This window comes from Bacillus sp. FSL P2-0099 (genome assembly GCF_038007445.1).
Lineage (GTDB): Bacteria > Bacillota > Bacilli > Bacillales > Bacillaceae_G > Bacillus_A > Bacillus_A mycoides.
The window spans coordinates 661,390-676,115 of the sequence record NZ_JBBOXE010000001.1 but is presented as its reverse complement, the minus strand read 5'-3'; the positions used below and the strand labels follow the sequence as shown (position 1 = coordinate 676,115).

The 14,726-nt window shown below is 35.4% G+C and carries 15 protein-coding genes; 6 read left to right on the top strand and 9 right to left on the bottom strand.

Annotated features, from left to right (window positions below):
- Positions 1-13 precede the first annotated feature (13 nt).
- From opp4B to opp4A, 3 genes are read left to right on the top strand one after another with little or no spacing between them, the layout of a single operon-like run.
- The gene (opp4B, locus tag MKY90_RS03370; protein ID WP_033713707.1) at positions 14-982 is read left to right on the top strand and encodes an oligopeptide ABC transporter permease; all 969 of its coding nucleotides are present in this window, start codon (positions 14-16) and stop codon (positions 980-982) included.
- Between the two features lie 18 nt (positions 983-1,000).
- The gene (locus MKY90_RS03365; protein WP_016126559.1) at positions 1,001-1,906 is read left to right on the top strand and encodes an ABC transporter permease; all 906 of its coding nucleotides are present in this window, start codon (positions 1,001-1,003) and stop codon (positions 1,904-1,906) included.
- Positions 1,907-1,920: 14 nt separating this feature from the next.
- Entirely contained in the window at positions 1,921-3,702 is a 1,782-nt protein-coding gene (gene opp4A / locus MKY90_RS03360; protein WP_016126558.1) for an oligopeptide ABC transporter substrate-binding protein, read from the top strand.
- Between the two features lie 105 nt (positions 3,703-3,807).
- Here opp4A and MKY90_RS03355 read toward each other — a convergent pair whose 3' ends face one another.
- The 4 genes from MKY90_RS03355 to MKY90_RS03340 form a co-directional block, all read right to left on the bottom strand.
- A complete protein-coding gene (locus MKY90_RS03355; RefSeq protein WP_002125236.1) occupies positions 3,808-3,924 on the bottom strand; it encodes a DUF4027 family protein in 117 nt (38 codons plus the stop codon).
- Positions 3,925-4,135: 211 nt separating this feature from the next.
- Positions 4,136-4,558 carry a universal stress protein gene (locus tag MKY90_RS03350; RefSeq protein ID WP_341090342.1) on the bottom strand — a complete coding sequence of 141 codons (423 nt, stop codon included), beginning with the start codon at positions 4,556-4,558 and terminating at the stop codon, positions 4,136-4,138.
- 65 nt (positions 4,559-4,623) lie between these two features.
- A complete protein-coding gene (locus tag MKY90_RS03345; RefSeq protein ID WP_002186952.1) occupies positions 4,624-6,075 on the bottom strand; it encodes a SulP family inorganic anion transporter in 1,452 nt (483 codons plus the stop codon).
- 156 nt (positions 6,076-6,231) lie between these two features.
- Positions 6,232-7,479, bottom strand: a complete 1,248-nt coding sequence (locus MKY90_RS03340; RefSeq protein WP_078213694.1) for a cell wall-binding repeat-containing protein — start codon at positions 7,477-7,479, stop codon at positions 6,232-6,234.
- 174 nt (positions 7,480-7,653) lie between these two features.
- Here MKY90_RS03340 and MKY90_RS03335 point away from each other — a divergent pair, with 174 nt between their 5' ends.
- Complete coding sequence (locus tag MKY90_RS03335; RefSeq protein WP_002029819.1) at positions 7,654-8,331, top strand: response regulator transcription factor; 678 nt, start codon at positions 7,654-7,656, stop codon at positions 8,329-8,331.
- An 11-nt stretch (positions 8,332-8,342) separates the two neighbouring features.
- Positions 8,343-9,713, top strand: a complete 1,371-nt coding sequence (locus MKY90_RS03330; RefSeq protein WP_098167713.1) for a sensor histidine kinase — start codon at positions 8,343-8,345, stop codon at positions 9,711-9,713.
- A gap of 38 nt (positions 9,714-9,751) precedes the next feature.
- Here the strand turns inward: MKY90_RS03330 and MKY90_RS03325 are convergent, their stop codons facing one another.
- Positions 9,752-10,276 (bottom strand): dihydrofolate reductase family protein, encoded by a 525-nt coding sequence (locus MKY90_RS03325; RefSeq protein WP_002186949.1) that lies wholly within the window; start codon positions 10,274-10,276, stop codon positions 9,752-9,754.
- A 65-nt stretch (positions 10,277-10,341) separates the two neighbouring features.
- On the opposite strand from MKY90_RS03325, the gene MKY90_RS03320 reads away from it, so the two are divergent.
- Complete coding sequence (locus MKY90_RS03320; protein ID WP_341090336.1) at positions 10,342-11,325, top strand: helix-turn-helix transcriptional regulator; 984 nt, start codon at positions 10,342-10,344, stop codon at positions 11,323-11,325.
- 58 nt (positions 11,326-11,383) lie between these two features.
- On the opposite strand, the gene MKY90_RS03315 is transcribed toward MKY90_RS03320, so the two are convergent.
- The 4 genes from MKY90_RS03315 to MKY90_RS03300 all read right to left on the bottom strand — a co-directional run bounded on the left by MKY90_RS03315 (position 11,384) and on the right by MKY90_RS03300 (position 14,670).
- A complete protein-coding gene (locus MKY90_RS03315; protein ID WP_341090333.1) occupies positions 11,384-11,761 on the bottom strand; it encodes an OsmC family protein in 378 nt (125 codons plus the stop codon).
- Positions 11,745-13,163, bottom strand: coding sequence for an amino acid permease (locus tag MKY90_RS03310; RefSeq protein WP_002114084.1), 1,419 nt, complete (start codon positions 13,161-13,163; stop codon positions 11,745-11,747). The genes MKY90_RS03315 and MKY90_RS03310 overlap by 17 nt, the downstream gene beginning before the upstream one ends.
- A gap of 205 nt (positions 13,164-13,368) precedes the next feature.
- Positions 13,369-14,013 (bottom strand): amino acid ABC transporter permease, encoded by a 645-nt coding sequence (locus tag MKY90_RS03305; protein WP_341090330.1) that lies wholly within the window; start codon positions 14,011-14,013, stop codon positions 13,369-13,371.
- Positions 14,014-14,670: an amino acid ABC transporter permease gene (locus MKY90_RS03300; protein WP_002090963.1), complete on the bottom strand. Its 657-nt coding sequence runs from the start codon at positions 14,668-14,670 to the stop codon at positions 14,014-14,016.
- Positions 14,671-14,726 lie beyond the last annotated feature (56 nt).

Here is a 14,726-nt window from a genome sequence, read left to right as displayed (position 1 = left end):
GGAGTGATAAAACATGTGGAAGTTTATACTACGGAGATTCTTAGTGATGATTCCGCAATTATTCATATTAAGTGTACTCGTCTTTACACTTGCTAAAGCAATGCCAGGTGATGCATTAAGTGGTGCTGAACTAGCAAACCCAAAAGCGGATCCAAAAGTGATTGAAGAACAACGTGAGAAACTAGGTTTAAATGATCCTATTCCCACTCAATATGTAAGGTGGATTTCAAATGCTATGCAAGGGGATTTCGGAATTTCTTACGCACATAAAATACAAGTAACGGATATTATTGGGGAACGTCTTGGCAATACAGTACTGCTAGCTCTTCTTATTCTTATTCTTACTTACTTAATTGCTATTCCACTTGGGGTTATAAGTGGACGTTGGAATGATACTTGGGCTGATCGACTCATTACACTCTATAACTTTTTAGGATTTGGTACACCACTCTTTATTTTTGGATTAGTAATGTTATTCTTATTCGGCTTTTTATATCCAATTTTCCCTACAAGTGGTAGCGTTGATCCACAAGTTGCAGCTGGATCCTTTGATTACTATTTAAGTAAATTCAATCATATGATTTTACCAGCTTTATCTGGGGCATTAATTGGAACAGTAGGAACTGTACAATATTTACGAAGTGAAATTATTGATACGAAACATAAAGATTTTGTACGCACAGTAAAAGCAAAAGGTGTACCAGAATCTAAAGTATATTCAAGACATATTTTACGAAATTCATTTTTACCAATTGCAGCATTTTTAGGATATGAAATTACAGGTTTAGTTGGGGGCTCTATTATTCTAGAAAATATTTTCGGCTACCCAGGAATTGGACAACTATTTTTCCAATCTATCACTCAACGTGATTTCAGTGTCGTAACTGCTCTTGTATTATTTACTGGATTCGCAACGCTACTCGGGACTCTTCTTTCCGATATTATTCTAAGCATCGTTGATCCACGTATTCGTATTGATTAATGGAGGTGAAGAAACGTTATGTTAGCAAATCCTGAAAAACAAACTGAAGTCATTCATTACGAAAAGAGCCCTTCTGGTTTCTCCATTATGTGGCGAGAATTTCGTAAAGATAAACTAGCAATGTTTTCCCTATTCTTTTTAGCTTTAATATTAATAGCCGTTTATGCAACTTCATTTATTATGAAGCAAGAAGATATCGTCCGAGTCGATCTGTTTGCCATTTACGATCCTCCTTCTGCTGAACATTGGTTAGGAACTGATTATGGAGGCCGTGATATTTTCGGACAATTAATTATTGGTACACGTAACTCCTTTACAGTTGGCTTAGCCATCACTCTTTTAGCAACCCTTATTGGTCTTACGATGGGACTAATTGCTGGCTATTTTGGAGGTGTTGTAGATAACATCATTATGCGTTTCATCGATTTCATGATGATTTTACCATTCTTAATGATTGTTATCGTGTTTATCTCACTCGTTCCAAATTTCAATATTACAACATTTATTCTCATAATGACCACCTTCTTATGGGTCGGAAAAGCAAGACTTATAAGATCTAAAGTATTGACTGAGAAGGAACTTGATTATGTATCTGCATCAAAAACGTTAGGAACACCAAATTGGAAGATAATTTTCCAGCAAATATTACCTAATTTAAGTTCTATTATCATCGTAAATATTACATTAAATCTTGCTGGTAACATCGGGATTGAATCTAGTTTAACTTACTTAGGCTTCGGTCTACCAGAAAGCACACCAAGTCTTGGTACACTTGTAAGTTACGCAACAAACCCAGATGTATTGCAAGAAAAATGGTGGATTTGGTTACCCGCATCAATCATGATTTTAGTGTTGATGCTGTGCATAAATTTTATTGGTCAAGCGTTAAAGCGTGCAGCTGATGCGAGACAAAGAAAAGGATAAGGGGTGGAAAAGTTATGAACAAACCAAAACTGTACAAAGTATTAAGTACAATTGCTGCTTCAACATTATTACTATCTGCATGTGGGGGTGCCGATAGCAGTAGCAAAAAAGCAAATACGAAAAAAGTAGAAACAAATAAATTTAGTTCTGCTGTAAAAAATGATGGTAAAGAAATTAAAGACGGATCATTAACATATGGACTCGTTTCAAATTCACCTTTCGCTGGTGTTTTAAGTAGAGTATTGTATGAAGTTGCTCCCGATTCAGAAATTATGGATTTCTTTGATGAAGGTTTATTAGCTACAGATAAAAACTGGGAAATCACAAATGACGGTGCTGCAACGTATACAATTTCTGAAGATAAAAAAACAATTACTATTAAGATTAAAGATAATGTAAAATGGCACGATGGTAACCCTGTAACAGCCGAAGATTTGGAATATTCTTACTTGGTTATTGGTAATAGTAAATATACAGGTATTCGTTACGATACACAAATGCAAATGATTGAAGGTATGGAAGACTATCACGCTGGAAAATCCGACAAAATTTCTGGTATTAAAGTAGTCGATCCAAAAACAATTTCAATTACTTATAAAGAAGTAAATCCTTCACTTAAAACTGGTATTTGGACATACCCTACACCTAAAAAATATTTAGGCGATGTACCAATTGAAAAACTAGCAGAATCTGATAAAATCCGTCAAACCCCAATTGGATTCGGCCCATTTAAAGTGAAGAAAATCGTTCCTGGTGAATCAGTTGAATATGAACGCTTCGATGATTACTGGGGGGGCAAACCTAAGCTGAAAAATGTAATATTAAAAGTTGTAAATCCATCTATTGTTAGTGCATCTCTGAAAAAAGGTGATATTGATATTGCATCAATTACTGCTGATCAATATCCGAACGTAAGTAAATTAAAAAATACACAACTAATTGGTAAAACTGACCTTGCTTACACTTATATCGGATTTAAATTTGGACATATGGACAAAACAAAGAACGAAGCTGTAATGGATAACGATAAGTTCAAAGACGTTCGTTTACGTCAAGCGATGGCACATGCCATTGATAGAGAAAAATTAGCGGAGAAAGTATATCACGGACTTCGCGTTCCAGCTAACTCTCCAATTCCACCATCTATGCCAAAGTATCATAATAACGATGTTGGTGCATATAACTTAGATGTAGATAAAGCGAAAAAACTATTAGATGAAGCGGGCTATAAAGATAAAAATGGTGATGGATTCCGTGAGGACCCAAAAGGTAATGAACTCAAAATTAACTTCTTAGCTAGTAGCGGTAGTGAAACAAGTGAACCGCTGGCAAAATTCTATATTCAATCTTGGAAAGATATCGGCTTAAAAGTAGAGCTGGTTGATGGACGCTTACACGAATTTAATGCCATGCGTGACATGATTAAAAAAGATGATCCGAAGGTTGATATTTTCTCTGGTGCTTGGAACACTGGTTCTGATCCTGACCTTTCTGGCCTATGGGGCAAAGATGCTGGATTTAACTATCAGCGCTGGGTAAACGATGAAAATACTAAATTATTAGACGAAGGATTATCAGAAAAAGCTACTGATGAAAAATATCGTAAAGAAGTATACGATAAATGGCAAAAATTAATTCATGATGAAGCACCGATGATTCCAATTCATTACACATTTGATTTAACAGGTGTTAATAAGCGAGTAAAAAATTATAATGTCAACACTCAAGTGAACCAAATAACTTCACAATGGAAAGACGTTACTGTAACAAGTGAAAAACCAGAAGTAGAAAAATAAACATAAAAAATAGCTCTCAGCATTTACTTACATGCTAAGAGCTATTTTTTATTTATCGTTCTTCTCTTGCTATTTATATTAATCATTTCCCTTCTATTCATACGATTAAAACATTTGCTGAAACATCTTTATTAAAACAGCTAACATAACAGATCCAGCAAATCCACCTAAACAAATTAAACTTACCCCTTGGCTATAAGACAAATTTTGAAATGATTTCATACCTTCCATCCTCCCTATATCCCCTTTGATATTCTTATTGTATCAATGGGAAAAATTTCATAACATCGATTTCGCTGACAGCTAACTTACAAATTTGTAAGTTAACATTTTTTTAAACTTATATATATTCTGTCCACATTCTCCCTCTTAATACATCAAAAAAGACCTCGAATTATATCAAGGTCCTGCTTACACTACAGAATATCTCACTTTATTTTATAATCATAACCGGGCATTTCACACGCTTTGCTATTTTATGACTTACACTACCAAGCACCATCTCTTGCAGTGTATTTAGCCCTCTACTCCCAGCAATAATAAGATCTATATCTCCTGTATTTACATATTGAACAATCGTATCTCCTGGATCGCCATGTAGAATCGTAATTTTGTAGGAAATGTTCTCTTTCTTTAATAAACCCTCAATCTCTTTTAATTTATCTTTTCGACTAGCTGATATTGTTTCTAAATCCGTTTGTCCTTGTATAATATCTGACTTTGCCATTCTATTATCTACTACGTACACAACTTCAACATGTGTTTCTTCGTTAAATTTCGCAATATATGTTGCATGCTCGGCTGCTCGAAGTGCATGTTCAGAACCATCGCATGCTAATAAAATTTGTTTGTACATATGCTGAATCCCCTTTTCGTTATCCTACCCGTATTATATAATAAAGCCCCCTAAAAAGGAGGCTTCTAACTAGCAATTCTCTTACTATAAGTAGCTAAATTCGCAACGAGCTTCGAGCTACGTTCATTTAACCCTGTGATCCTTACTTTCACACCGTTCTGTTCATACTTCATTATAACTTTATCAATTGCCGCTACTGCTGAATCATCCCATACGTGTGCGTTAGTAAAGTTCATCTCAATTTCTTTCACATCTTCATTGTATGAAAAAGCATTTATATACTCTGCCGTAGATGCGAAGAATAGTTGGCCGTGAATTTCGTATATTTTCTTATTTTCAATATACAAATGTTTCACGTGAATCTTTGCCATATTGAATGCAAATAAAACTGCACTAATTATCGTTCCGATAATTACACCTAATCCTAAATTATGTGTAATTAGGACAATCACAACTGTTACGATCATAACAAATGCGTTTCCTTTTGGTACTTTATGAATCGTCGCTACAGAGTTCCAATCAAACGTCCCAATCGAAACCATAATCATAACTGCAACTAAAGCTGCCATCGGAATATGAACAACGTAATCACCTAAAACAAATAGCAATACGATTAAAAAACCACCGGCTACAAACGTCGATAATCTCCCGCGACCACCTGATTTAATGTTAATAACAGATTGTCCAATCATTGCACATCCTGCCATTCCTCCGAAGAAACCAGCAACAACGTTCGCAATCCCTTGTCCACGTGCCTCTTTATGCTTATTACTTTCCGTATGTGTCATATCGTCTAAAACCGACGCCGTTAATAATGACTCTAGTAAACCTATAACCGCTAGCATAACTGAATACGGTAAAATAATTGCTAATGTCTCAAGTGTAAATGGAACATCAGGAATACTAAAGAACGGTAATTCTTTCGGTAAGCTTCCCATATCCCCTACTGTTTTTAACTGTAATCCGCTCATAAGTGCAATGCTTGTCACAATAATAATTGAAATAAGTGTAGACGGAACAGCCGTCGTAATACGTGGAAATAAATATATAATTGCAAGTCCTAATGCGACAAGTGCATACATTTGCCAAGTTGCATTTTTAAAATGCGGCAATTGCGCTGTAAAAACTAAAATTCCAAGTGAATTTAAAAAACCACTCATAACGGATTTAGGAACAAACTTCATAAATGAGCTCAGCTTGAACACTCCAAAAATAATTTGAACAATACCTGTTACTATTGTCACAGCAAATAAATATTGCAAACCGTGATCCTTCACAAGAGTGACCATTAATAATGCCATCGCACCCGTTGCCGCCGAGATCATCCCTGGTCTTCCGCCGACAAACGAAATTGTAACCGCAATACAAAAGGCCGCGTACAATCCAACCGTCGGATCTACACCTGCAATAACAGAAAAAGCTATCGCTTCAGGAATTAATGCTAAAGCAACAACAACCCCTGATAGCACGTCCCCTCTCATATTTGAGAACCATTCATTTTTTATAGTTTGAAACAAAGTAACACTCCTCCACTCTTTTATCATTTGATTTTCTCCATAAGAAAATCAAGGCCGACTGCACGAAGGCTATTATATAACGAGCAAAGGATGTTGTGCTATGTAAAAGTTTCCTAAAGAAAAGACGCTACCTTAGCAGCGTCTTTTCTCATTTCATTAATGTCCACCGTGACCTTGACCACTTTCCTGAACAATTTCTAACCTCTCATCCAATATACCTTGTGTTTCAAATGAAACATCACTACTACTTCCTAATAGGAAACCATGGTTATATGGTCCAAGTGTTGGATCATCTTTAAACTTCGGCTGAATAGTAGCAAGGAAGTCATAAACTGGTTGTGAAGCTTTTCCTTCCTCAAGCAAAACAACAGGGGCATGTTTACCCATATGTGAAAACGGTGCTCCCGCAATTGCTAAGTCTGGTGTTTTGCTTGAAACAAATGACAAACCGTGACCTGGTTTTGTGAATCCCCAGCCAAATTTCGTTTTTTCATCTTTAAATTTCGCAAATGCAACCGAATTTTCTGTTGGAGTCTCCCCACTAATACGCGTTACTTTCCCATATTTACTTAACTCTTTTTCTACTTCTTTCGAAACTATTTTTTCTGGTCCTAACACATATATATTCGCTTTATCTTTTCTCGTCTTTAATGCCTCTATTGTCGCTTCTGGCACTTTATTTTTTTCAGTATATAGAAGAGGTTCTGGCATATGAGAAATCCAATTTACAGCTGGTGTTGTATATAAACGTCCTTCTTCTTCAGACGAACCGATAATAACGCTATTTGGATAATTTCCTGCTATATCGGCATATTCTTTATCAACATCTTTAGCAAATTTAGCTGGGTCCGTTTCTTTTATTTGCTTTACTTTATATTCTTTTAATTGCTCTAGGCTAGATGCCCCTATATCCCCCATCACCATAATTTGCGTTCCATCTTTCGTTCCGAGCGGATTTAATCGTTTTATTTCTTTTAACGTCATTTCGGGTACCTTTTCTTTTTCTATAAATAAAATCGGTCCGTTATTCGGGTGATGAATAAGATCCGCACTTGCAATACCTAATTGCCACTCGCTTACTGGCACTAAAATAATAGCGCCTGGCTGATTCTCTTTATGCGTTGCTGGCCATATCGTTTGCGAAGTTAATACTGCCATTTGCAGAGGATCATTTGTATTTAATCTCGTTACATTTTTTAAACTTGTCGTTAATAAATCATTCGATGCACCTTGATTCATTTCTTTCGGCGCAGTTACCTCCTGATTCATTTTCATTTCCTTTTGCTCTGTTTTCTTCTCTTCTGTAGATTCATGATTTTTATGATCTGTACTCGTTTGTCCGCATGCCGCAAGACCGACTGCTGCAATTATTGTTATCCCCAAAATTCGGATCATCTTTTTCACTATATCGCCTCCGTATTATTCGTTTTCGAGCCAATATTATTACCTAAAATGGAATTTCAACTTTACAATAACAAGCAATTCTGAAGAAATTATGCAGATGCATTATAATCTGCACCATTTCTTCATGATTTTGACTTACAATTTAAGTAATAACTACAAATGCGGAGGTACTCTATGATCGATATACTACTCGTAGATGATGAACCGAGAATGCTTGAATTATTAACGCTTTATCTTACTCCAATCGGATATAACTGCGTATGTGCAGTATCCGGAGAAGAAGCTATTTCACATATAGAAAATCGAAACTTCAAATTTGTTTTACTCGATATTATGATGCCAAAGATGGATGGGTGGGAAACTTGCAAAAGAATTCGATCATTTAGTAACGTTCCTATCATTATGGTAACTGCTCGTGATCAAACGGTAGATGTCGTTCAAGGATTAAAACTTGGAGCAGATGATTACGTGACGAAACCATTCCACGAAGAGGAGCTCTTCGCAAGAATTGAAGCTGTTTTACGCCGAACCAATCAACATGCACAAATCCAATATCACGGCATTTTATGGGATGAGGCCAAGCATTTCATTTCTGTCCATAATGAAGAACTTCTTCTCACCCCAATCGAATTCTCTTTACTCGGATTATTTTTACGTCATGTGAACTACGTATTAAGCCGTGATCAGCTCATTGAACGAATTTGGGGATTAAATACAAATACAGAAGATAGAACAGTCGATTCACATATTCGTAATTTACGTGATAAATTACGAAAAGTAAATTTCCCCATTGATCACCATTTAAAAACTGTTTACGGAGTAGGATATCGATGGATTGATATTGAAAACTAAGGAGCAAAACGATGAAGCGAATTTCTATTCAACTCGGATTTTATTTTCTAATTGTTACACTTTTAATCGAAAGTGTTCTATTTGTCTTGCTCTATTATAGCCTTGTAAACAATAGAGTGAATGAAGAAATGACAGCTTTATTAAAGCGTGGAAATAGTCACCGAGATGTCCTTGAAAAATATTTTGATAGGCAAACAATCTCCCATGTTGCTTTAATGGAATCCGAAGCTGAAACAACTGTTATTATTACAAATGCAAATAAGGAAATACTAGCTAAATCCAATGAAATAAATACTACTATAAAAAAACATATTGAAGGAATGCAAACACGAACAGATCATGATGGAGCAATTATAGAGAATCATTGGAAAACATCTAATTATATATGTACAGTTAGCCCAATTGTAGTGGCAGGAAAAACGGAAGGCTATGTATATATGTTTCTCGGGACGGAATCAATCGAAGAAATGGTTAACGGGCTCACACGGCAATTCATTATCGCTGGAGTCATTACTTTCCTATTAACAGCCATCACCATTTTTCTATTATCACGTTTGTTAACAAAACCATTGTTACACATGAAACAAGCGACTGAAAAAATGAGTAAGGGCGATTTATCCGTTTCATTAACAACTACTCGAAATGACGAAATTGGTGAACTAGCACAATCTATCCAAACTCTCGCAAATGATTTACATTATATGAAAACGGAGCGAAGTGAATTTCTAGCAAGTGTTGCTCACGAATTACGAACACCATTAACGTACGTAAGAGGTTATGCTGACATTGCATTAAAAGAAAACACACCTCCAGAGCAACGTTTACGATACTTATCCATTATAAAAGACGAGTCTGATTATATTACAAACTTAGTCCAAGATTTATTTTCACTCGCTCAAATGGAAAAGCATAACTTTTTCATTCAAGTACAGGAAGTGCATTTACACACCTTCCTTACTCGCATCACTGAAAAAATAAATGTGATGTACGGAGAAAAACAAATTAAAGTTGTTTTCACATGTCCTTCCTCACTCTTAGTAAAGCTAGATGAGCAACGCTTTGAACAAGTTATGGCTAACATTTTAAATAACGCGTATAGACATTCAAAAGAACATTCTCATATAAATATTTCTGTTACAGAAGAACATAAACGTATTTCCATTACAATTGAAGATGAAGGCGAAGGTATTCCGCCTGAAGACCTCCCTCACATTTTCGATCGCTTTTACCGTGTTGATAAAGCGCGCTCTAGAGCTACAGGAGGCACTGGTTTAGGGCTCTCCATCGTAAAAGAAATCGTAGAACTACACGGCGGGAATATTACTGTCACAAGTGAAATTGATCACGGATCTTGCTTTACAATTTCATTGCCATCTATATAGAAACACGACTATCATCAATAGTCGTGTTTTCTTATCCTTTAGGACTTTACTTTATAATATAAATTTACGAATTGCCCAAAACGTTTCGTATCCGTTAAAGTTAAATTAATTTCCGGGTTCTTTTCTTTAAATAACGGAACTCCAGAACCTAATATGTGAGGTGTAATCGTAACAACATATTCATCAATTAAATTATTCTTAAAGAACTCTCTCAGTAGACTCCCGCCACCGACCATCCATATTTTAGATCCTTCCTGCTCTTTCAACCTTTTTGTAAACTCTAATACATCTTCATTTACAAACTCTACATGTTCGTTTGAACCTTTTTCTGAATTAGAAAAAACATAACATTTTTTATCTAGGTACGGGAATGTTTCCGTATGCTCTACCACATAATCGTACGTTCTCTTTCCCATAATTATCGTATCAATTGTTTCGTACATTTCTGTATAACCGTTGTCTCCCTCACCTTCTGTTTCCATTAACCACTCTAAATCATCATCTTCTTTCGCGATAAATCCATCTAAGCTCGCTGCAATAAATAAAACAATTTCACGTGACATATCTTTTCCTCCTTACAGCTTCTCTTGATAAAATCATCTTATAAGCACTATACTAACCATAAAACATGACAACTTATGTCATGTTAAAAAAGAAAAAGGTGATATCCTTGTCAAAAGCAAAACGTTTACTAGACATTCTTATATTTGCTTCTACGAAAAAAACATTTACAGCTCAAGAAATAGCTGATGAATTTAATATTTCCGTTCGTACGGTCCATAGATATATTTTAGATTTAAGTGATATGGGATTACCCATTTACGCTGAACAAGGTCGTAATGGGGGATATAAAGTATTAACAAGCAGCATGCTTCCCCCCATTTTATTTACCGAAGAAGAAGCGGTCTCCATCTTTTTTGCTTTCCAATCTTTAGGCTACTATCGTAACTTGCCTTTTAATACAGAAATCAATTCTGTTACTCATAAACTGTATAGCTCTCTACAAAATGATGCGAAAGCTAAAGTTGATAAAATACGTTCTTATATCGCTTTTTGGAATCCGAAGAGAACAATTGAGACAACTTTTTTAAACGAAGTATTAACAGCGGCTATTGAAAATAAAAACTTACACTTTCAATACGAGTCTAAATCGGGGATTAAAACAAAACATATTCATCCTATCGGTGTATATGCCCACGATGGTTTATGGTACTTGCCATCCTATGACTATAGTCGAAACAAAGTATTACTGTATCGCGTGGATCGTATTCTTTCCATATTATCGACCGAAGAAAATAAAGATAAGTTTATGAATTTAGAAGAATGGTTCGCCTCTAACTCTAACGTAATAAACATTCCTACTCGGTTACATGTTTTACTAACGACAGAGGGTGTGCGCCAATGCAAAAGCGTTCCTTACCTTGAAGAATTCGTTGTAGTAGACGAAGATGGGACAGGATATATAAATTCAACAATTGATAAAGTTGAAATTAACTTTATTACTCCTTTATTTTATAGACTTGGAAAAGATGCAAGAGTTTTAGAACCGAAAGAATTGATAAATGGTTTACGTATACGTGCGAAAGAAGTTTTACATATGTATGAAGACTAAAAAATCCCTCTTTTAAAAACATAAAAACGTGAGCGCCCTATTCTCACGTTTTTATGTTTCACTTTACTAATTCAATTGTTTCTGTAACTTTTATACTATCCTTTACAGATTGAACGATCGTACAGTTTTTCACCGCAAGTTGCAGCGCCTTGTCTAATTGCTCTTCTGTAATGTTTTGCGCTTTAATTTTATAGTGCAAATGAACACTTTCAACTGGTTTTGATAAAGCTTCACTTCTCCCAATTTCAGTTTCAATTGTAAACGTATCGTATGTAATACGTTTCTTTTCTAAAATCGTTCGAAAAACAATTGCACTACATCCTGCAATAGAAGAAACGAGTAATTGTAACGGTGAATACCCGTTTTCTTTTCCAATCGCTAAATGACCATATGATAAATCTGCTTCTATATCATCATGCTTAATTTTTATTTTCATACTTTGCTTCCATCTCCACTTTCATCGGTTTCTTCCGTTTCTTACTCATATAATAATATATGTAGCAGAAAATGATAAATGGAATACCACAGTATAACGCCATTCGTTGTTCAGGAATAAACGCTAAACTAATAACAACGATACTATTTGTAATTAAAGCTAAAATTGGAACAAGCGGGTATAGTGGTGTTCTATACTTTAAGTCCTCTAATTTTCCGCCGCCTTTTAAATACTGACTTCTAAAGCGAAGTTGTGATAAAGCAATAATGATCCAACTTGAAACAGCCGATAAACCAGCTATAGATAATAAGTACATATATACTGTATCTTCTGCAAGGAAGCTTGTTAATAAAGAAAGGCCCGCTACTGCAATTGTTACGACTAACGCTGTAATCGGAATACCACGTTTATTTACTTTCTTGAAAGAAGTTGGTGCCATTCCTTCATTTGCAAGTGACCATAGTATACGCGTTGCTGCATATAACCCTGAGTTCGCTACAGATAGAAGAGCTGTAATAATAACGAAGTTCATAATATCAGCTGCATATGGAATACCGATTTTATCAAATACAACTACGAATGGGCTTTCAATTATCCCTGCTTCTTTCCAAGAAATTAACCCTACTAAAATTGTCATTGTTAAAATGAAGAATAACATAATGCGCCATACTGTATTACGAATCGCACGTGGAATTGTTTTTTCAGGATTCTGACTCTCTCCTGCTGCAATCCCGATTAACTCTGTTCCTTGGAAGGAAAAGTTAACTGTAATCATCGTAAGAAGCACTGCAGCTAGTCCATTTGGGAATAGCCCACCATCACTTACAAAGTTAGAGAAAAGAGGCGCTGCTTCTTTTCCATCGTATGGTAAGAATCCTAGTAATGCGCTACCACCAAGTAGAATGAATGCAATAATTGTAACTACTTTAATACTAGAGAACCAAAACTCTAATTCAGCATAACTCTTCGCTGATATTGCATTTGAAGCATATAAAATAACTCCGAATACGAGACACCATACCCAAACATCAACATTCGGAAACCATCTTTTCATCATTAAACCGATCGATGTTAATTCTAATCCTACTGTTACTGCCCATCCAATCCAGTATAGCCAACCGATCATAAATCCAGTTCCTGGTCCAATAAACTTCGTCGCATACTTTTGGAAAGATCCTGAAACTGGCATTGCTACCGTTAGCTCTCCAAGACAAAGCATTGTTAAATACATAATAAATCCGCCCACTAAATATGAAAGGATGGCTCCCCCTGGTCCAGCCTGATTAATGGTGTAACCTGAACCTAGAAAAAAACCAGTTCCGATTACACCACCTAGTGCGATCATAAATAAATGTCTACTCTTCATCGTACGATGTAATTGCTCATTCGTTGTTTGCTGCATCTTAATCCTCCCCCTACAAGTACCCCTATCTCTTTTTAAAATTTTCTGATAATAAAAATATACACGAAAGCGATTACAATTTCTATATAAAATTAAAACTTTTCTGATAAAACAATATAAAAATTCAAATATTAAGAGCTCGCAATACTAATTTGAGGAAAAAAAGGATTTATAAGGAAAAAACTCTTACATTTTTTTGTAAGAGTTAACGTATTTCTAATCTTCTAGATAAAATTGATAAACCGTAGTTTACAACAAAATACATACAGGCTGCTAGTATAAATGTCGGAATCATATAATTTACATTCTGCCCGCTAATAATTTGAGCATTATGCATAAGCTCTGGCAATGATATAACAACCGCTAATGACGTATCTTTTAATAATGAAATAAATTGACTAACAAGCGGGGGGACCATTCTTCTTAATGCTTGCGGCAAAATAATATGCCAAAGCGCTTGCACATACGTTAATCCAGAAGACCTTGCAGCCTCAATCTGCCCTTTTTCGATAGATAATAGACCGCTTCGAACAATTTCAGATATCATTGCCGCTTCAAATATTGTTAAAGCAACAATTGCAGCTGTTATAATTTCTAACTTCAATCCCGCTTCCGGAAGTGCAAAATACGTAAAAAATATAATTAAAAGTAGCGGTAAATTTCGAATGACTTCCACGATAAAGCTTAATATTTGTGAGACGACAGGTATTTTCGTATAGCGCAATATTCCTATTACACTACCAATAATAAAGCTAAGTACAATTGCTATGAGCGCTACCTCTAACGTTATGAGTAATCCTTTTAATAAAAAGAGGATATGATCACCTGTTATCGCTCCTTTAAAATCCATTTATACCGCCTCCTTTGCTAAGCGTTTTTCTAAATAACGCACTAGCATACTTAGCGGAATTGTTAATACTAAATAAAACATCCCGACAAATATATATACATCAAACGTAACGAACGTCTTCGTTGAAATTAAGTCTCCTTGATACATTAAATCCGTTCCAGCAATAATTCCGAGTATTGAAGAGTTTTTTACTAAATTGAGAAATTGATTTCCTAGAGGAGGAATGACGATTTTCATCGCTTGAGGTAAGACGACATGATACATCGCTTGCGTATAAGTTAATCCTGAAGAACGTGCTGCTTCCATTTGACCTTTCGCGACTGATAAAATACCAGCACGAATTACTTCCGCAATAAAAGCCGCTGTATAAACTGTAAGCGCAACTGTCCCTGCTACAAAACCGTTGAAAGTAATTCCTATTACAGGCAAAGCAAAATAGAAAATGAATGCAATTAATACGAGTGGAATATTTCTAACAAACTCTACATAGGCAGAGCCAATCCAATTCAAAATACGAATAGGTGAAATTCGCATCACTGCCATAACAATTCCTAAAACAAAACTTCCTATTAGTGCAACTACACTAGACATAACCGTATATTTAAATCCTTCTAAATACATATCAATGTTATTCGTTAATATAGAAAAATCAGGCACATATTCTCCCCTCTTTCTTTACAAGAAGAGGATGAGTACTCTCATCCTCTCACTCT